14 protein-coding genes and 1 tRNA gene are annotated in these 21,555 nt (G+C 28.6%); 4 read left to right on the top strand and 11 right to left on the bottom strand.

What is annotated here, in order from left to right; all coding sequences use genetic code 11:
* Positions 1–111 precede the first annotated feature (111 nt).
* Both FIA58_RS09425 and FIA58_RS09430 read left to right on the top strand, forming a co-directional pair.
* On the top strand, positions 112–498 hold the full coding sequence (locus FIA58_RS09425) for a DUF4258 domain-containing protein (protein WP_140962232.1): 387 nt from the start codon (positions 112–114) through the stop codon (positions 496–498).
* Between the two features lie 84 nt (positions 499–582).
* Positions 583–660, top strand: a tRNA-Val gene (locus tag FIA58_RS09430).
* 123 nt (positions 661–783) lie between these two features.
* Here the strand turns inward: FIA58_RS09430 and FIA58_RS09435 are convergent.
* From FIA58_RS09435 to FIA58_RS09450, 4 genes are read right to left on the bottom strand one after another with little or no spacing between them, the layout of a single operon-like run.
* Positions 784–3,168, bottom strand: coding sequence for an ABC transporter permease (locus tag FIA58_RS09435; RefSeq protein ID WP_140962233.1), 2,385 nt, complete (start codon positions 3,166–3,168; stop codon positions 784–786).
* Positions 3,169–3,207: 39 nt separating this feature from the next.
* A complete protein-coding gene (locus FIA58_RS09440; protein WP_140962234.1) occupies positions 3,208–3,924 on the bottom strand; it encodes an ABC transporter ATP-binding protein in 717 nt (238 codons plus the stop codon).
* Positions 3,925–3,935: 11 nt separating this feature from the next.
* Entirely contained in the window at positions 3,936–5,189 is a 1,254-nt protein-coding gene (locus FIA58_RS09445) for an efflux RND transporter periplasmic adaptor subunit (protein ID WP_140962235.1), read from the bottom strand.
* An 11-nt stretch (positions 5,190–5,200) separates the two neighbouring features.
* Positions 5,201–6,550, bottom strand: a complete 1,350-nt coding sequence (locus FIA58_RS09450; protein WP_140962236.1) for a TolC family protein — start codon at positions 6,548–6,550, stop codon at positions 5,201–5,203.
* A gap of 209 nt (positions 6,551–6,759) precedes the next feature.
* Between FIA58_RS09450 and FIA58_RS09455 the strand changes: the two genes are divergently transcribed.
* Positions 6,760–8,121: a sigma-54-dependent transcriptional regulator gene (locus FIA58_RS09455; RefSeq protein WP_140962237.1), complete on the top strand. Its 1,362-nt coding sequence runs from the start codon at positions 6,760–6,762 to the stop codon at positions 8,119–8,121.
* Positions 8,111–9,445, top strand: a complete 1,335-nt coding sequence (locus tag FIA58_RS09460; RefSeq protein ID WP_140962238.1) for a sensor histidine kinase — start codon at positions 8,111–8,113, stop codon at positions 9,443–9,445. The genes FIA58_RS09455 and FIA58_RS09460 overlap by 11 nt, the downstream gene beginning before the upstream one ends.
* Here FIA58_RS09460 and FIA58_RS09465 read toward each other — a convergent pair.
* The 7 genes from FIA58_RS09465 to FIA58_RS09495 all read right to left on the bottom strand — a co-directional run bounded on the left by FIA58_RS09465 (position 9,415) and on the right by FIA58_RS09495 (position 21,555).
* The gene (locus FIA58_RS09465; protein ID WP_140962239.1) at positions 9,415–10,092 is read right to left on the bottom strand and encodes a 4'-phosphopantetheinyl transferase family protein; all 678 of its coding nucleotides are present in this window, start codon (positions 10,090–10,092) and stop codon (positions 9,415–9,417) included. The two genes, FIA58_RS09460 and FIA58_RS09465, sit on opposite strands and share 31 nt — an antisense overlap.
* A gap of 59 nt (positions 10,093–10,151) precedes the next feature.
* Entirely contained in the window at positions 10,152–11,186 is a 1,035-nt protein-coding gene (locus tag FIA58_RS09470; RefSeq protein WP_140962240.1) for a hypothetical protein, read from the bottom strand.
* A 56-nt stretch (positions 11,187–11,242) separates the two neighbouring features.
* On the bottom strand, positions 11,243–11,407 hold the full coding sequence (locus FIA58_RS09475) for a hypothetical protein (RefSeq protein ID WP_165928888.1): 165 nt from the start codon (positions 11,405–11,407) through the stop codon (positions 11,243–11,245).
* Positions 11,408–11,457: 50 nt separating this feature from the next.
* A complete protein-coding gene (locus tag FIA58_RS09480; protein ID WP_140962241.1) occupies positions 11,458–11,640 on the bottom strand; it encodes a hypothetical protein in 183 nt (60 codons plus the stop codon).
* Between the two features lie 100 nt (positions 11,641–11,740).
* Positions 11,741–12,475: a thioesterase II family protein gene (locus tag FIA58_RS09485; RefSeq protein WP_140962242.1), complete on the bottom strand. Its 735-nt coding sequence runs from the start codon at positions 12,473–12,475 to the stop codon at positions 11,741–11,743.
* Positions 12,476–12,550: 75 nt separating this feature from the next.
* A complete protein-coding gene (locus FIA58_RS09490) occupies positions 12,551–18,205 on the bottom strand; it encodes a non-ribosomal peptide synthetase (RefSeq protein ID WP_140962243.1) in 5,655 nt (1,884 codons plus the stop codon).
* A complete protein-coding gene (locus FIA58_RS09495; RefSeq protein WP_140962244.1) occupies positions 18,202–21,555 on the bottom strand; it encodes a non-ribosomal peptide synthetase in 3,354 nt (1,117 codons plus the stop codon). Before FIA58_RS09495 ends, FIA58_RS09490 begins: the two co-directional genes overlap by 4 nt.

The raw sequence follows: 21,555 nt of genomic DNA on the forward strand, positions 1-21,555 counted from the left end.
TCGCGCTATCCATTCTATCTTTTATGCTATTTTCAAATAACATAAAAGGATGCCATTTCTATCGCTAATGCAGCCGTAAAATACTATATTTGCAAAAAAAATGTTACATATATGAAACTTAAATATAGATTAGTATATTACTTATTTGGACTATTATTAGGACTATTCTTTGTTATCAAGTTCTTGGGAGCAAAAGCCGAAGCAAAAGGAGTAGAATTTTGTTATTTACCAAATTGTCGTGTATTAAAAGAACTTCGCAATAAATCCTTAAACTTTTCACCTGAAGCACAAGCTACACTGGAAGAAAATTGGATCAATTTAGACGATATTCGAAATACTTTAAAATACGGAGATGTTGATTTTTCAAAAAGTAACAAACCCTATAAAAATGGTAAAATTTACCTTATTGAAGGTAAAACTACTCAAAATGAAGAAATTAACATTACCATGATTAATTACACTTCGAAAGTAATTTTAGAAAAGATAGAAAAAAAATAATTTTTTTTTCAAAAACACTTGCAGATACAAATAAACCTTGTATATTTGCACTCGCAATACGGGAATAACGGTTGCAATTTATTGGGGCGATTAGCTCAGCTGGTTCAGAGCACCTCGTTTACACCGAGGGGGTCGGGGGTTCGAACCCCTCATCGCCCACCATTAAAAAAATCCTATAAACTTCATAAATTTATAGGATTTTTTGTATATAGTATTTTTAAAAAAAAATGATAAAATAAAAGCTGATTAATTAGAATTAATCAGCTTTTATTTTTTTAATAACTTTTAATCTTCTTTTAAGGCTTTCACGGGATTTCTGTTTGCCGCTCTTATTGCCTGACTTCCTACTGTCAAAATTGCAATCAACAATGCTACAAAACCTGCCGCAAAGAAATACCAAAACCTCAATTTAATTCGGTAAGCAAAACTAGACAGCCAATCACTTGATAATATATAAGCTATTGGTAAAGATATCAATATAGATATTAGAACTAATTTAACAAACTCTCCTGTAAGCATTATTGTTACTTGTGTTGCCGTTTGCCCTAATACTTTTCGTACACTAATTTCTTTTCTTCTTCTCTCAGCTGTAAATGTAGCCAAACCAAATAAACCTAAACAAGAAATTAGTATGGCAAGAATAGCAAAATACTTAGACAAACTAGAAACCCGTTTTTCAGAAACATATTGTACTTGAAAATTATTATCTAAAAAGGTATATTCAAATATATAACCTGGATTAAAGCTAGAATATATTTTCTCTATTTCACCTAATACTTCTTTTTCTCTCCCATTTTCAATGTGTACTAAAAATTCTGATATTTTTGGATCAGAATCCAATATGAAAAACATAGGTTTTACAGCTTCTTGTAATGATTGAAAATGAAAATCCTTAAGTACACCTATAATAGTATAAGTTTTTCCTACATATTTAATCTTTTTACCTATTGGATTTTCTAATCTCATAGCTTTTATAGCAGTTTCATTGAAAACAATTGCAGAACTATCTGTAGAAAAAGTTCTCTTAAAAGAACGACCTTCCTTTACCTTTATATCCATTGTTTCTATAAAATCATAACCTACTCTAATATTATAAAAAGCTTGTTTTGCATCTTCACTATTTCCTGACCAAACTAATCCTCCAGAAGTACTTATATCTGAGCCTATAATATTTTGACTTGTAGAAGCTGCTTTTATTACTCCAGGTACTTCTCTTACTATATTAAGAAATGAGTCAGAGTTTAATTGTAGTTCACCTTCTTTTTGAAAATATATTACATTATTCTTATTCATACCTAAATCTTTCGATTGTATATAATCTATTTGCATGTATACAACAGATACAGCTACAATCAAAATTATAGATAGTGCAAATTGAAATATAACTAATCCTTTTCTAATCCAAACTTCACTTAAAGAGCTCTTTGTTGTTCCTCTTAAAATAGCAACTGGATTAAAACGCGACAAATGTAACGCTGGATAACTTCCTGCTAATAATCCTGTAAAAATTATTATTAAAATTATTACTCCAATAGTTGATAAGTCAAAACTTAAATTTAAATTTTTACCTGTAATTTGATTGAATTCAGGAATAATTAATAAAGCTAAAACTAAAGCTAAAACTAAAGCTCCTAATGCTGTCAAAATAGATTCACTAAAAAATTGCCCAATTAATGATCCTCTTTGAGAACCTAATGCTTTTTTTACACCTATTTCTTTTAATCTTCTTGAAGCATTAGCTGTAGAAAGATTCATGTAATTGATACAAGCAATCAATAAAATAAATAAAGCAATAATAGAAAACAAATAAACATAATCCATTCTTCCACTAGTTTGTTTTCCATTTTCAAAATTTCCAAAAAGGTAATTAGACGAATACTTAGTAAGGGTTAAATCTGCTTCCACATTACTATTTTGTAATTTTGTAAAGTTTTTTATTTTAGATTTAAAATTTTCTACATCTGTACCTTCTCTTAAAACTATATATGTTAGTGGTCCATTATTAGTCCATTTGATTTCTCTTCCTATTATTGCTGAAGCTTTTTTCCATGATTCAAAAGGAAGTACAAAGTCAAACTGGTTCGTTGAATTAGTTGGTAAATCTTTTAGTATTCCCGTTACTTGATATTCATTTTTAATATTCATCAAGTCACATGTGATTGCTTTTCCTATAATACCTTGAGTTGTACCAAAGAGTTTCAATGCCATTGATTCTGAAATTATAATTGAATTAATATCGGAAAGAACCTGCGCTCTATCTCCTTGTTTTAATTCATAAGAAAATACTTTAAAGAAATCTTTTCCCGCAAAAATTCCAGTAGCTTTTATAGTTTTGCCATCCACAAATAATGGTACTTTTGTAAACCACTCTGGTAAAGTTTGTGCAGTAGCATATTCTACTTCTGGAAATTTATCTGCCATTGTTTCTGCCAATAAATCTGGTGTCCAATTGATAGTACTAATACCATCTGCTCCTTTAAATTGATTCCAAACTTGATATAATTCATTATCATTTTCATGAAATTTATCAAATTTTAATTCATCAATTACCCAAAGAGCAATCAATAATACACAGGCCAAACCAGTAGACAGTCCAATAAGGTTTATAAAAAAGATTCCTCTATGTTTCTTAATACTTCGAAAGAAGAGTTTTAAATTTAGTTTTAGCATGATATATAATATTTTTATTATTTATAATGTCCTTTTTCTTTAAGACATTACTCCTATTTCTTTTATTTGTGTTCCTAACTCTCTATTTTGATTTTCCGTTGCTACTTTTCCATCAAATAAGTTAATGACTTTATGAGCATACTGTGCGTCTCTATTAGAGTGTGTTACCATAACAATTGTTGTTCCTTCTTGATTGAGCTCTGTTAGCAAGTTCATTACTTCCACTCCATTCTTAGAATCCAAATTACCTGTAGGTTCATCTGCTAAAATTAATTTTGGATTGGTAACAACCGCCCTAGCAATAGCAACACGTTGTTGTTGACCTCCAGATAATTGGTTAGGAAAATGATTCTCTCTATGAGCAATTTTCATTCTTTCCAATACTTTCAATACCTTCTCTCTTCGCTCACTCTTATTAACTTTTAAATAAATTAAAGGTAATTCTACATTCTCAAAGACGGTTAATTCATCAATAAGATTAAAACTCTGAAATACAAAACCTAGATTTCCTTTTCTAAGTTCAGTTCTTTGATATTCTTTTAATCCACTTATTTCGTGACCAGCAAATTGATAACTTCCAGAACTTGGATCATCTAACATACCTACAATGTTCAATAGGGTTGATTTTCCACATCCAGATGGTCCCATTATGGCAGCAAACTCACCTTCAGCAATTTTAAAACTTACATCATTTAATGCATATGTTTCTAATTCTTCTGTTCTGAAACTCTTTTTTAAATTTTTTATCTGTATCATTTTTTGTTTGTTTATTTTTTTAATATTATTTTTTCTGCTTTTCCAAAACTATCGTAATTGGATGTTATTACTTTGTCTCCTTTATTGAGCCCTTCAAGTACTTCATAGTACTGCGAATTTTGTTTACCAATTCTAATTTGTCTTTTCTCAACTTCAGTTTCATCCGAATTTAGTACAAAAATCCATTGCCCTCCTGTACTTTCATAGAAACTTCCTTTTGGTAAAAGAAGAGCATCTGTTGATTCACCCAATTGCAATTTTATATTATAACTTTGACCTGTTCTAATTGTTTCAGGTTTTTTACCTTCAAATACCAAATCTACTTTAAATTTTCCATTACGCACATCTGGATAAACTTTTCTTACCTGAAGTTCAAACTCACTACCGTTTCTTTCTAAATTTGCTTTTAGTTCTCTTTTTACTCTATCAATGAAATGTTCATCTATATCTGCTTCAATCTTGTAATTTGTTAAAACATTAATCTGACCGATACGTTGTCCTTGAGCAATACTTTGTCCTATTTCAGCATCTAAGAAACCTAATTGTCCATCTGCAGTGGCACGAACGTTCAATTGATCAATACGCTTGTAAACCATTGACAATGTTGTTTGCATTCTAGCTAAATCAGCATCAAGACTTTTCAATGAAGTTCTACGTAAGGCATCGTCTTGTTCCGACTGTATTTTAATAATATTATATTGTTTTACAGAAAGTTCATAGTTTTCTTTTGATGTTAAATAAATTTCTTTTGAGACTAATTTATCTTCATATAAAGATTTATTCTGATCATAATTTCTTTCTAATTTTTTCATTTCATATTCAGCAGTTGCTAAAGATTTTTTACCTTCTACTTGTCTTGAATCAAAAGCTAGTTTAGTAGATCGAAGATCATTTTGTTTTTGAGATAAATTACTTTCACTTGCTAAAATTTGCTCATACAAATCTGTGTTTTCTAATTTTAGAATTATATCGCCTTTTTTTACAGTTGCTCCTTCTTCAATTAATTTTTCTGTAACTCTACCACCTACATAAGCATCCATATAAATAGTCGTTATTGGAGCCACATTACCATTTATTGTAATGTAATCATCAAATTTCCCATTCTTAACTTCTGCTATTGAAAGTTTACTTAATTCTGTCTTAAACGTACTTTCAGAATTTCCTAAAAATATTTTAAAGCTTGCAAACAATACTATAAATCCTAATGTAATGTATCCAATTTGCTTTGCTCCAAAGCTTTTTCTTTTTTTAATTTGTATATCCATTTTTGTAATCTTTAGTTGTTAATATTAAAAATTGGTAATCCTTTATAAAAATCTAATGTTTTCTTGTTTACTTCAAGTAATAACTTTACTTGTAGGTTCTCATTTTGAGCGTTACCCAATAAGTTTTTAGAGGTATACAACTCTAAGGAACTGATTAATCCTTTTTCGTGTTTTTTTTGTGCAGTCTCAAACGAAAGAAGCTGTGCTTTCACTTTTTGAGTACTTTGTTCATATTCAACTACAAGTGATTTATATTTTAAAACTAACTCATTTATAGTTTTAAATAATTCTTGTTCTTGTAATTGAAGGTTATTTTCTTCTCTCAATAAAGTAATTTTTTGTTGCTTTATTTTAGAATGTGATGCCCAACCATTTGTAATTGGAATATTCAAAGAAATACCAACAAACTTAAATGTATTATCTCTAAACTGATCTTTAAATGGAATAGTTTCTCCATTTGCATTTGTTAATGTTTGAAAATATCCTGTTCCATAACCACCATATAAAGATAATGTTGGAAAAAGACCTCCTCTAGAAACTGCCACCTGTTTTTTAGCAGCTTTAACTCTCAATTCTTTAGCTTCTATGATAGGCATGAATGTCATTGCTTTTGAAAATATAGAATCCGATTTTTCATTTGATATATCTAATTCATTTACCCAGTTTGACTCCTCAGATATTATACTGATATCTACTGCATCCTCTAAATTCATTTCCTGAATAAGTTTTAGTTTAGCAGCATTAAGTTGGTTTTTACTTTGAGTAACTTTTAACTTGTCAGCCAAAAGACGAGATTCAGCCTCATACAAATCAGCACCAGCTTTCATTCCAAGTTCAATTTGTCTGTTCACAAAATCATAATTAGCTTGTGATAATGATTGTTGTTCGATAGATATTTCTGTTAATCCTTCATAAAAAAGAATATCATAAAAAGCTGACATAACCCTAAAAGCTAACAAATATTTTTGTTGTAATGTTTCTTGCTTATTTGCATTATATAAGAGCTTTGACAATTTAATTGTATTTATTTTTTGAAACCCTTTAAATAAATCCATTCTAAACTCTAAAGAATAATTATTTGAAAAGAAGTCAGTATTAACAATTCCATTATTATTAGGATCTACAGAACGTCCAAAACGGATATTATAATCTCCAGTTGCATTTATAGTTGGTAACAAACTTCTAACTGATTGATTACGAGTTTCTTTATTTGATTGAGAATTATATTTAAAATCATTCAATTGTAAATTGTGATCAATTGCATATGCAACGCAATCATTTAATGTCCATTTCTCCTGTGAGAACAATTGAGAAGATATCAATAAAAGGATCAAACTTATTTTTTTTATTTTCTGATTCATATCATTTATTTTTTGTTCAAACATTAAATCTACTATTGTGCCAAAAGCACATATTACTGAATAATAGATAGTTATGTTTTAATTATAATTTTAAGACAAATAATTTGTAAATTTTTTTGACAGTCTTTGTCCAAATAATTAACTTTTTTTAGTTAATACTGATTTCATATTGTATTTTTGTTAGGTGTTCTTTCTTAAAAAAACTTCTTATGCTGGATGCAAAAATTTTAATTATTGACGATAACAAAAGTGTTTTAAGCGCTTTAGAGATTCTATTACAATTCGAATACAAAACTGTTACCACACTATCAAATCCTAACCAAATTTCTTCTTTTCCAGATCTAACAAGTTATGATATTGTTCTGTTAGATATGAATTTTACTGCAGGCATTAACACAGGTAACGAAGGATTATTTTGGCTTAGAGAAATCAAAAAAAAAACTCCTTTAATTTCTGTCATAATGATGACAGCATACGGTGAAATTGATTTAGCCGTAACAGCCTTAAAAGAAGGTGCTATGGACTTTATACTTAAGCCTTGGGATAACGAAAAATTACTAACAACTATTAAGTCAGCATATTCCTTGAGTAAATACCACAAAAAGAATAAGCCAGCTAAGCAAGAAGTTGCGAATAATACTAAAGATCACAATTATATCATTGGAAAATCCAAAGCGTTAACCAATATTTTGAATTTGGTTCAAAAAGTAGCAAAGACAGACGTAAATGTTTTAATTACTGGTGAAAATGGTACCGGTAAAGACTTAATAGCTAGAGAGCTACATAAAACATCAACTCGAAATAATCAAGCATTTATCAACGTCGATTTAGGGTCAATTTCTGAATCTCTTTTTGAAAGTGAACTATTTGGACATATAAAAGGTTCATTTACTGATGCTAAAGAGGATAGAGTTGGTAAATTTGAAGCTGCTAAAGGGGGTACTTTATTTCTAGATGAAATAGGTAACCTATCTCTCCAAGTACAAGCTAAATTGTTATCCGCTATTCAAAATAAAAGTGTTGTAAAAGTTGGTTCTAATAAAACTATTCCTGTTGACATACGTTTAATTTGTGCTACCAATTGCAATTTAGAAAAAATGGTTGCAGATGGTCATTTTAGAGAAGATTTACTATATCGTATCAATACTATTCAAATAGATGTTCCACCTTTAAGAGAGAGAGACAATGATATATTAGTCCTTGCTGATTTTTATTTAAATAAATTCATGACTAAATATGACAAAGAAGGTTTTAGTTTAGATCAGAGTGCCAAGCAAAAATTAATGTCATATAGTTGGCCAGGAAATATTCGCGAACTACTCCATGCTATAGAACGTGCTGTAATTCTTTCTGATGACATTCTTTTAAAAGCTTCAGATTTCAACTTTAACTCTAAGCTTACGCAACCAACCGAAACCGTACCTGACACTATTGAAGAAATGGAAATGTTCATGATTAATAATGCTCTAAATCAAAATGATGGAAATTACAGTGCTGCTGCAGAGCAATTAGGGATTTCTAGACAAACTCTTTACAATAAAACAAAAAAAATGGGCAATAATGGCAAGTAAAAATTTCTATTATCTATTTATTCTACATATTTTTTTCTTGATAATTACGGCTTTGACATTGGCCTTTTTTTTCTTGAATGACAATTCATTTTTTGGAACTTTCTTTTTAATAATTCTAATCCTTCAATCTTTTCTGTTATTACGTTTTATTAATCAAACCAATAGAAAAATAGCTTATTTTTTTGAGTCAATCAAAAATGAAGATTTTTCTATGAGCTTTTCTGAGGATACAAATGTTAGTTCACTAAATGAGCTTCATAAAAGTTTGAACATGCTTAATGATATGATTCAAAATGTTCATCTTAAAAAACAAACACAAGAAAAATACTATCAAGAAATAATCAAACAGGCAAATATCGGTATATTAACATATAACAAAAAAGGACATATTCTTTTTGCTAATCCCAAAATAGAAGAATTACTAAATCACAAACCTTTAAATCATATTAAACAAATTGAGAAAATTGATGCTAAAATGTACCATCTTTTTTCTGAATTAGATCCATTTGACAGGAAATTGATACAACTAACTAATGAACGAGAAAAGAAGCTAATTTCCTTAAAATCTACATCAATAACTTTAAATAATGAAGAACTCTTACTAGTTGTTGCACAAGATATTTATCAAGAATTAGATGAGAAAGAAAGTGATTCTTGGGCTCGACTTATTCGTGTACTTACTCATGAAATTATGAATGCCATAAGTCCAATTACATCGATTTCTGAATCTATTTTAAAATACTATCAAAAAACAGATTCTTCCTTAAGTGTTGAACAAATTCAAAATACAATAAAAGGATTAGGAATTATCAAGGAACAAGGAAATGATTTAATGGAATTTGTACAATCCTATAGGAGGTTACTAAGTTTACCTCCTCCTGATAAAGCATTTGTTCCAGCTATTCGTTTGCTAGAAAAGATAAAAGTATTGATGAATAAAGAATGTACAGATACTAATATCCATTTTACTGAAAAAATAAATCCCCCAGATCTTGAATTTTTTATAGATGAAAAACAAATTTCTCAAATATTAATTAATCTAACAAAAAATGCTTTACAATCAATTGCTGGATTAGAAAATGGTTCTATAATAATAATTGCTGGAATTACAGATCAAGGAAATCGCTATATAGAAGTTTGTGACAATGGTCCTGGTGTTCCCTCTGAACTAATTGACGAGGTTTTTGTTCCTTTCTTTACTACTAAAACTTCTGGCACAGGTATTGGTTTAAGTTTATCTAAACAAATCATGCATTTACATGGTGGTAGTATTAAAGCTTATTCAGTACCTTTTCAGAAAACTTCTTTCATTTTGACCTTTTGAGTTAAACCTTCATGACTATAAAAATCAACTTTAATGAGTTCAAAATTCTGATTTTTTGATGATACCAAATGTACTTTATACAAATCACTAATTTCTAATTGATTGATTATCCAGTTGTTTTGACTTAAACAAACAAAATCTTCAACAGCTTCAAAATTCCCTAATGGTATACTTAAACCACGTCCATCTGCTTTTATAACGGCTTCTTTTTTTGTCCAATAATGAAAAAATGTTGCTCCATCATTCTTATTCTTTTCAATTTCATTCCATTCATTACTTGTGAAACAAGACTTAAAAACATCAAAATCTATTGGCTCTATTTTTTCAACATCAATACCTACTCTTCCATTATCAGTAAATGCACAAACGACACAACCCATAGAGTGTGATATATTGAAATCAACTTGACTATCCAAATAAGGTCTTCCGTATTCTGTAAATTTAAGATCATTTAATCCATTTGTGATTGCCATTTCTTTTAATCCTTTCTTTAAAAGAAGTTTTCCAAAAAGACTTGAATATTTATCATTCCATTTACTATACTTCATTACATCAGTCTTCAATCTGCTGGGAAGGATATTTAAATACCTCTGAAATGTAGAATCCTTAAACTCCTTTTCAAAAATTGTATAATATATTTTAATCATAAAATAATTTTTAAATTAAAAAATTGAACTACATGTTTTTCATTCCTATCAGTATAATTTTATACAATTATTTCTTCCATTTTGTTTAATGTTAGAAACAAATCATTGTTATAAAAATAATTTTGATTAGAATAGTTAAACTGTTTTGTGTAAATAGAATATTTAGAGTAGATAGTTTCAAAAGATTTTTGAAACATCTCATAATATTTCATGCCTTTGGAAGAGAAAATATTTGGATTATCGGTTAATTTAATATCTAAACCGAATTTTTGTAAATAGAATCCAATTCTTCCAATAATTTCTGTTTTTTGTTCTTCTGTAAAAGCCTCACTTTTGTAGGCTTCAGATAATGCATTTAATGTTGTTGTATAGGTAAATAGTCCGTGAAATACATCATAAATTGACCTATTGTCTTTATAGTTTGAGTAGATTGATAGTTTAGTTTGCATTGGAGGAACAAAAAAATCTTGTGCATTTAATGTTAAAAAATAAAATATAATGTGTCCACATTGATGCGACAGGTCATCTATAAAAAAAATCTCATTTGCAATTTGGTCATTTACATTAATGAATGTTGTTCCTAGATATTGAAGTGTTGCAAAGGAATTTTGATTTTTACAATTAAAAATCGAAATCTCTTTTGTTGTTATTTCAATAATTTCACAAAACTCAGGAATGATTGTTTTCAAATATTCCCATGCATTGAATAAAGGTTTTATATTTTTCTGGATTGTTTCTTCTGTTGTCTCTTCAAATTCAAGATTAAAATAAGAAGTTAAGAAAGGATTACTGCTTTTGTAAATTTTTATATTTGAATCGCTCAAAAAAAAGTAATCCGCATGTTGATTAACTGTTTTAGAATCCATGTCAAGATAATTATTTATTATACTTGATATTGGGTTAGTTAGTTTGTTTTCTTTGGTAAACAAGTAATAAAAAAGTATTGGATTTAAAAAAGCGTTATCATCATTATAATCCAAACTGTTAAAAAGTTCTTCATCTAATTTATACAATTTTAATCGTATCTCATCCGATAAATTCATTATTACATTTTCCAGAAACTCTTTTTCTATATTAAAATTTATTATTTTCATAAAGATTAAGTTGATAAGATTAAAGAGAAAGAATTAACTTTCTCTTTAATTAAATACTATTTTTGTGGACTTGCTGGTGGCCAATAAAAAGGGCGACAATCTCCATTATGACATTCTTCTGCAACCGAACCTCCTACAATTATTTCCAAATTTTTAGTAATTTCTAAATGATTCCATTTTTCTTGCAATTCATCTATTGAAAGTCTTTTTGTTTTTTTCATTTTTCTTTTGTGTTTTATTATTGATTATTTTTTTTATTACCATTTGTCAATTACCAGGGCCAGAAAGTGTTTCCTGTGCAATCATCAGTATACGATCCATTAGAATTCGATGTGACATGACATTCAGTAGCCGCAACAATACCTCCAACTATTAGTCCTAGACTTTGAGTAATTTCTACATCACTCCACTTTTCTTTCAATTCATTTATTGAAAGTCTTTTTGTTTTTCCCATTTTAAATTTTGTTTATTTATTATACAATTGCTTCACAATTCGGTAGAAGATTTAAATTACCTATCATTTTTTAGTGAAATGAAACACTATATTTATATTATTAAGCAAATCGCATCATTTTTTCTTTATGAATGGATACACTAACATTATTTATAATTTCTATAATCTTAATTGTTTGTTCATTAATGAAAAAATGTCCTCCGTCAATATCAATGATATTACACTTTCCAGTTGTGTATTCTCTCCAAGTTTCATTCTTATCAATTGTTAAATCATCGTCTTTACCTAAAAGCACTGTCATATCTATATTTAGAGGATCAACCTGATCATCACATTTGTAGGTTTCCACAATTCTGAAATCATTTTTTAATATTGGCAGAAACAAATCCAATAGCTCAGGATGATTGAAAAATTCAGGTGGAGTACCTCCAAGGTTAAGTACTTCTTTTCTAAATTTTTCGCTATCCATTTTACTATACATTTTTTCATTAGGTCGTATAAGGTTTGGAGCTCCTCTACCCGAAACAAAAGCATGTAAAGGACTTCTAAGATTTGATTTTCTAATATATTGAGCTAATTCATAAGTAATTAGCCCACCCATACTATGTCCAAATAGCATGAATTGATTTTCTTGAATTTCATCTTTAATCTTATTAAATACATCTTCAACAGCATCTTGTATATTTTCATACAAAGGTTCACTAAAACGTTTACCTCTTCCAGAAAGCTCAATGGGTCTTAGTTCAATATTAGGATTTAAATATTGTCTCCATTTACTATAAATAACAGAAGATCCTCCTGCATATGGCAAACAGTATAAAATTATTTTATTCATAATTATTTTTTTTTATTCAATAATAAATTTGAATTATTTACTAATTACTTTTTCCTTAATTTATTTATTAAAACTTTAGCTAAATAAAAAGTCAGCTTCGTTATATTGATTTTCGTCAAAATGATATTTAGTGAAACCACTTATTATTAATTTAGACAATCTGGATAGATTTTCAGGATTTAGAATACCATAATGATCTGCATCTATATAAAAATGTTTAAAATCACCACTAGTGAATTCTTTCCAATGCTTCATTTCTGTTCTCTCTAAACTCTTTGAAGCTTCAATAGTTATAATTTTACTTTTTACCTTACCTTCAACTTTATAATTATTTAAAACTTGTAAACTATTAAAAGTTAGTTTTTTAATCCTATCTGAGTCAACTTCCTTAATTTCTTTAAGCCAAAATTTCAATTCCATCTCTAAAATTTCATTAACTGATTCTATGTCAATATTATATTCATTAGACTCTTCATTAATACCTCTGTCTACGAATATTAAATTAACATCATAACCTTCACTTTCCAAAATCTTAGTTACTTCAAAAGCAATTGTTACTCCCATTGAGTAACCCAAAATTGATACTGCTTTATCTTCATTGATTTTCTTTATTTCTTTTACAAACGTATTAGCCATTTCTTGAATACTTTTGTCAAAAGGAACATCATAATCAAATCCTTTATATTGGAGTCCATAAATATTATAATATGTATCCAGTTTTATAGCTAAATCCCTAAAAATTGTTGACGAACCTATTATAGGTGGAATGAAATAGAGATTAGAAAGATTTGAATCTATTTTGTTTAGTTTTACAATTAATTCTTTATCATTATTTTGATTTAAAATCAATTGTGAAAGCTCAATAATTGTTGGGTTATTAAATATATCTTTTAGAACAATATTACATTTAAGTTCTTTAAAAATAGATGCTAATATTTGTGTTGCTTTAATCGAATTACCTCCAATTTCAAAGAAGTTAATATCTGTACTAATTACAGGGTAACTCAAACATTTTTCCCATATTTCTAGTATTTTCTTTTCTACTTTATTCTTTGGAGCTACAATTATTTGTTTTTCATTAAATAATAAGTCTTTACTTTCAAGCATTTTTCTATCTACTTTACCAGTTGCTGTGACTGGTAATTTGTCTAAATTCCTAAAATGAGTAGGAACCATGTACAAAGGAAGTTTCTTCTTAAGAAAATCTTTTAATTCCAAACCTAATTTTACATCTAAAGTTAATGCATAAGGAACTGGTAGCTTATCTGTGTTAATTTTACCATTAATTGTTCTCGGAAAATCGTCTACTCTTACGAAATAATCGGGCACCATATAATGAGGAATTTGATCATTTAGAAATGTTCTAAGTTCTTCACTATCTAATGATTTTGTCGCTATATAATAAGAAACTAAATGTTTGTTTCCTTCTAAATCTGCTTTTGACATTGTAAAACAGTTTGCTATACCTTCATATTGATTTATTATTTGATCAACTTCTGCTGGTTCCACTCTATAACCTCTTATTTTTACCTGATTATCTTTTCTTCCACAAAATTCAAGCAGTCCATCTTCATTCCATTTACCTAAATCTCCAGTTTTATAAAATAAGCCTCCATCAATTGGATTTGGTACAAAATGTTTATCAGTTTCTTCCTTTTTGTTAATATAACCTCTTGCTAAACCTGGTCCTGCAATATATATTTCTCCAATTTCACCACTAGGTAAACTCTCCATTGAGTCATCCAGTAAATAGATACTATGGTTAGCAATTGGTGTTCCAATGATATTACATTTTGTATTAGTATCAATTTTTGCAAATGAAGCACAAATTGTTGTCTCGGTAGGCCCATAAGTATTATATACTATCATGGAGTTAACAATCTTATTAATATATGATGCCCTTAGTTCGTCTCCTCCACTAATCAATACTCTTGGAAGCCTATTTAAATCATTAAATCTTAAATTTAACTCATTTATTACTAAAGGAGTTGTGCTCAATACTGTTGCATTATCATCATTAATTGCAGTAATAATTGCATCTATATCTCTACCTCCATTTGGGAGAATAACTAATTTTCCACCTGAACATAGTGTAGGAAATATTTCCTCAACAGCTGTATCAAATGAAATTGAAGACTGTTGAATAACAATATCATTTTCACTAAGGTTAAAGTAATCAATAAACGTAAGAATGTAATCTGAAACAGACTGATGCTCTACCATAACCCCTTTGGGCTTACCTGTTGATCCGGATGTATAGCATATATAACATAGATCATCAACAGAACCAGACTCTAAATTATTTGTTTGTAAATGAGTATTCAAGTTATTTTCAATTTCATCATAAACAATTTTTGAAATGTTTTTGAATATTTCTTTATCTTCATTTTTTTTATCTAAAATAACTGATTTGATTTCAGAATCGTCAAGAATATATTTTATTCGAGCATCTGGATAGTCTTCATCTACGGGTACATATGCTGCTCCTGTTTTAAGTACAGCTAGAATAGAAATAATCATTTTCTCGGATTTCTCCATAATAACCCCAACCGAATCACCATTCCTAAGATTATGCTTGTCTCTTAACAAATTAGCTAATTGATTAGCACTATTATTTAATTCCTTATATGACATTTCTTTACCCTCAAAAAACAATGCTATATTATCTGGATTTGTGTCTACAACTTTTTCAAATAATTCATTAATTCTATAGTTTACATTATGACCTAAACCAACCTTAGTTTCAGATTGTTTTATTTTTTTAATTTCAGTTTGTTTTTTTGAAATTGATTCTTGTATGATCTCAGTTTTACTAGCTCTTTTAACATAATAAGCTATTAGATGATTGTTTTTAAAACTATCTTCATTCACTACTACTGCTACTTCTTGTACATCTGGATGTTCTAAAATCTTACTTTCAATTTCACCTGGTTCTATTCGAGACCCTCCTATTCTAATCTGATTATCTTTCCTTCCAAGAAATTCAATTTCTCCTTTTTCATTCCAACGACCAATATCTCCTGTTTTATAAATTTTTTGATTTTTTTTGGATGAATGTTTATTTTCTACAAAACGCTCATTTGTCATTTCTGGTTGGTTTAAATATCCCTTTGCCAAACCTATCCCTGCAATACCAATTTCACCGGTTATACCTATTGGCATTAATTCATAATTGGTATCCATTATGTATAAATTTACATTTGCTATTGGTTTACCAATCGGAATTATTTCATCACCTTTCTTAGTTTTATAAAAACTTACTTCAATTGAGGCTTCTGTTGGTCCATAAAGATTTATAAGTGGTATGTTAAGTTTAGAGTAGTATCTTTTTACAGTTTCTTTAAGAAGTTCTTCACCACTAGCAAATACATATCTTAAACTATTCATTTTATGAACATCTTTTATTTCAAATTCTAAAAAGATATTTAGCATTGTTGGTGAAAAGTGTATGTAAGTAACATTGTATTTACTAATATTTTCTAATACTTCTTGTGATGTATCACTAGAGGCAATTAAAAGTTTAGCTCCAAAACACAAAGGCATAAAAAATTCACCTATAGAGACATCGAACACAAAAGGTGTTTTTTGATAAATAACATCATTTTCATTAAAACCATATTCATTCCACAACCATTGCATTCTGTTAACTAATCCTATATTCTTTATAAGAACTCCTTTAGGGTTACCCGTTGATCCAGAAGTATATAAAATAGTAAATATGTCCTCAGCAGCAATCTTTACATTTATATTTTCTTTAGAAAAAGAATTCAAATCTGGAAGTATTTTATTTATTGAGATAACCGAATAGTCTTCAGAAATAGTAAAAAAATCTTCTGTAATAACATGTTTTAATTGGGTATCTGTAATAATATATTGTCTCCTTTCTTCTGGATATAATGGATCAATAGGAATATAGACAGCGCCCAACTTTATTAAACTAATCATTGCAATAACTCTATGGACGCCTATATCCATACTTATACCAATATGATCACCTTTACTTACATTATGTTTTTCACTTAAATAATGTGCAAATTGATTTGCCAATGCATTCATTTGCTTAAATGTCATAGTTCCTTCATCTGAAAGTAAGCAAAGTTTATTTGGATTTTTCTCTACTTGTTCTTCTATGAGTTCTTTAATACTTTTATCAAGATTATACTTTTGATAAGTATTGTTAAAAATATCAATAATTTGATGTTTTTCTTTTTTTGCTAAATATTCTATTTCTGAAATTTTACGCTCTGTATTTTCAAAAATATTCATGATTAAATTCTTAATATGACCAGCCATTCGTATCATTTTATTTTTCTCAAATAAGCTGGTACTATAATTAATAATCACATTTAAACATCCATTATTTAGTTTATTGAATGAGAAACTTAAATCAAATTTATTAACTCCTATGTCGTTACTTTTTATTTCATCTGAATATTCTTCATTGAATTTTTCATTGGTTTTATTAGTTTCCGAAAAACCATCAAGTGATACCATAACATCAAATAATGGATTCCTACTCATATCTCTATCCAATTTTAATTCGTCAACTAACAAATCATAAGGATAAAACTGATGATCGTAACCTTCTAACATTACCTCACTAACTTTTGATAACAATTCGTTAAAACTATCCGATTCTTTTACTGTTGAACGAAGTACTATAGTATTACTATAAAATCCTACTTGATTTTCTAGTTCTTGATGATCTCTTCCGCTTACTGGAGTTCCTACGATAATGTCCTCTTGACCAGTATATCTATGAAGTAGAATCTTTACTAGTGTGACCATAACCATAAAAAGAGTTGATCCTTTTTCATTACCCAAAGCCATAAGTGCTTCAACAGTTTTTGAATCTATCTCAAAAGAAAGCTCTGCTCCTGATTGATTTTTAGATTTTTCACGTTTATGATCTAAAGGCAGCTTTAATAAAGGAATTTCTCCAGAGAATCTTTTTAACCAATAATCGCGTGAGACATTCATATTTCCCATTCTTAATTGTTCATGTTGCCAAAATGAATAATCTTTATACTGAATACGTAAATCAGGAAGATCTAAAGCTTTGCCCGTTTCATAATGTTCATATAAAGCTAAAAAATCATTAGAAAGAACATTCATGGACCAAGCATCTGTAACAATGTGATGAAGTATAAAAACAAAGACATAACTACCATCATTACATTCAATTAATGTTGCTCGAATTGGTGATTTAGTTAAATCTAATGGACAAATTGATTCACTTGCTACAATTGCATCAATTTCATTATCTTCTACTTTTAGACTAGTTACCTCAAATTCGAATTCATCTAGTTTATGTACTAATTGACGTGGTTCACCATCAATCATATGTATAGTAGTGTGTAATATCTCATGTCTGGATAGAAGTCCTATTAATGCCTTTTTGAATGATAATAGATTTAAAGACTTAAATGAATGAATCATAGGTACATTGTAAACTCCTTTTTCATCAGTAAGTTGGTCAATAATCCAAAGTCTTCTTTGAGCATGTGATAAACTATAATGTTCTTGTTCCTCTACTTTTGTTATTTCATTTTTTAAAACATTTATACCTTTAAAAAAGTCTAATATATCCTCTTTTTTTTCTTTTATTTCTTTAATAATTTCTTCAGTTAAGTCGTTTTCTGAAGCCTTTATTTTTAAATTACCATCAATAACATTGATACTAACGTTTTTTGTTTTTCTTAAGTCAGAAATATATCTATCTATTTTCATATTGTTATTTCAATAATTTTATTTTGATTTTTATTACTAATTTCAATTTGCTTTATGGTAATTATATAATCTGATAAACTCTCAATCTTATCCATATCAAAAATTTTCCTTACCGTTAATTCAATTTCCAATTCTTTTGCAATTTTGTTTACCAAAACCATTGCCTTTAGTGAGTGTCCTCCTAATTCGAAAAAACTTCTATCTACACTAATTACTTCTTTGTCTAATTTCAATACTTCTGACCAAATTGCTACCAATTTTTCTTCTATAGCATTCGATGGTGCTTTATAGTTATTCCCTCTTTTTATCTCAGGTTCTGGCAGGTCTTTTCTTGATAATTTGCCACTTGATGTTAATGGAAACTCTTTCAAATAAACATAATAAGACGGAACCATATACTCTGGAAGTTTATCTAATAAATGTTGCTTAAGTTCCGTCTGATCTATTTCTTTATCTGACTGATAATAAGCTACTAAATATTTATCTCCTTCTTTTTCTTTTACTACTACTGCACTTTGTTCTACTTCTTGAACCTTATTTAATTGACTTTCTATATCTCCTAACTCTATTCGAAAACCTCTAATCTTTACTTGATTGTCTATGCGGCCTAAGTATTCAATATTACCATCTTGTTGCCATCGTACTAAATCTCCTGTTTTGTATATTCTCTCTTCTGGTAAACCCGTTACATGAATGAATTTCGCTGCAGTAAGCTCCGAATTATGTAAATATCCTCTTGCAAGTGCCTTTCCTCCTATGCATAACTCTCCTGGAACTCCTATAGGTTGTAAATTGTTCCCTTGATCCAAAACATATAAATGTATGTTGTCTAATGGTTTGCCTATAGGAACTTTTTCTGCTTCTTTTAGATTACTTGTGGAATATCCACTACTGTAAATAGTTGCTTCTGTTGGTCCATAAATATTTTCTAAAGTTATTGTCGTTTTTAATGCTTTAAATCGGTTTACCAAGTCTATTGACAAGGGTTCTCCTGCTAGAAATAAATACTTTAGACTTCTTATTTTATCGATTCCTTCTTTTTCGATTGTCTCGATAAAAAAGGAAAACATTGACGGTACAAAACTGACATGTGTTACTTTATTCTGCTCGATACATGACAAAATTTTATTTGGGTCTTTTTCTGATCCTGATGGTAACAAGGTCAAAGAACCACCAGCATGAAACCATCCAAAAAGTTCTGCTACTGAAACATCAAAAGAATAAGTAGTCTTTAATAAATAACTGTCTGTTGCCGTTAATGGATAACGATTATCCATGCTTTGAACGATATTCAGTAATGAACCATGTTCTATCATTACTCCTTTTGGAGTTCCTGTGGATCCTGAAGTGTAAATTACATATGCCAAATCATTAGGGTTTACTTTTGCTTGTAAACCTGAGCTTTGACGACCAATGAGACTTGGTAAAACTTGGTTTAAATCAATAATCTCAACTGATAAAGACTCTAGTGAATCGAGATGTTCTGCTCTTGTGATCAATTTACTTATTTTCGAATCTTTTATAATTGTTTCGATTCTATCTTTGGGTAAAGTAACATCTATTGGCAAATAAGCTCCTCCTGATTTTAAAATACCAAATAAAGTAGGAATTAAATAGGCTTCTCTTTCCAACATAACTCCTATAACTTCTCCAACTTCAACTCCCTTATCTTTTAATAAGTAATCACTAAAATTATTGATCTTATGACTGAGTTCTGAATAGCTCATCTCACTATCTGAACACCTCAAGGCTATGTTTTCTGGTGTTTGAATTACTTGAGATTCAAATAACGATATGATATTTGAATAAGCTGGATAAGCTCTAAAACTTGAATTAAAATCATCTATAAGCTCTATTTCTTCTTTCTTGGAAAGTACTCCAATCTCATTTATTTTAATATTTATATCTTCTGTAACTGCTAAAACTATCTTCTTGAAATAGTTTATAAATCTTTCAATTGTTTCTTTTTTGAACAATTCTGTTGAATACTCAAACGTTAAAAAAAGTTGTTCGCTATCCTCAACCACTGTAAGGCTAATGTCAAATTTTGAATCAGTGTGACCATTATTGTAAGAAGTTAGTTTAAGCCCAGGCATTGATAACTCTGGCTCTTCAAAATTTTGATATGAAAAAAGAGTATCAAAAAGAGGGTTTCTACTAGTATTTCTTTCTATTTTTAAATCATCTAGTAAAGATTCATATTGGTAAGATTGATTTTCAAAACATCCTAAAGTAACCGATTTTACATTTTCTAAAAATTCAATAAAACTTAATTCTCCTTTTGGATAATTTCGTAAGGGTAAAGTATTAACAAACATTCCTATTAACTCTTCCAAATCAACATGTTGTCTACCAGCAATAGGTGTTCCTATTGTTATGTCATCTTGATTACTTATCTTATTAAGTAAAACATAATATATAGATAAAATAGTCATGAACATTGTACTTCGAGCACGTTCATTGATTAATTTTAATTGTTTTGTTTCGTTTTGACTCAACTCAAGCTTAAGAATATTTCCTTCATAATTTTTAGCAATTGGCCTTTTAAAATCTGTTGGTAATTCAATTACAGTAGGAACTTCTTCAAAAAGATTCAACCAAAACTGTTTTTGTTTTACTATTTCCTTTTGTTGCTCTTCACTTTGTTGCCATTCAGCATAATCATTAAACTGTAAATGTAAATTAGGTAAGGTCTCATTACTATATAATGTCATAAAAGCTTTCATCAAAATACCATTTGATACTCCGTCAGTTATGATATGATGCATATCCAAAATCAATATATGCTCATTATCAGACAATTCTATTAGACCAACTCGGATTAACAAATCTTTGCCTAAATCAAATGGACGTATAAAGTCTTTTACTATTTTTTGAACATCCTTTTCTGATGCATTAAAATATTCTAATTCGAAATTTGTCTCGGTTAGAATCTGTTGAACTGGCTCTTCATTTACAATTATAAATTTAGTCCGTAAAATCTTATAGTGTGAAATTAATTGTTTGAAAACATTATTTAAATGATTTTTATCTAATTTCCCTTCTAACTTAACAGTTTGTGGCATGTTATATGCTAATGAATCTTTATCAAATTCATACAGAAAGTACAAACGTCTTTGAGCAGATGATAATACATAATAATCTTTATCATCAGCTATTTCTATTTCTTTAAAATTAGATTTTTCTCTTGTGATATTTATAATATATGAAGTAAGCTCTTCTTTATTTTCTCTTACCTCATTTAAAATCCAATCATCCTTAAAATTAATAGGAATGGTCAATTCTAATTTTTGATTAACAACCTTAATTTTAATATCATGTTGTTTTAATTTATAAATTAATTTATCCAT

It is taken from the genome of Flavobacterium jejuense, from assembly GCF_006491595.2.
In the GTDB taxonomy this organism is placed as follows: domain Bacteria; phylum Bacteroidota; class Bacteroidia; order Flavobacteriales; family Flavobacteriaceae; genus Flavobacterium; species Flavobacterium jejuense.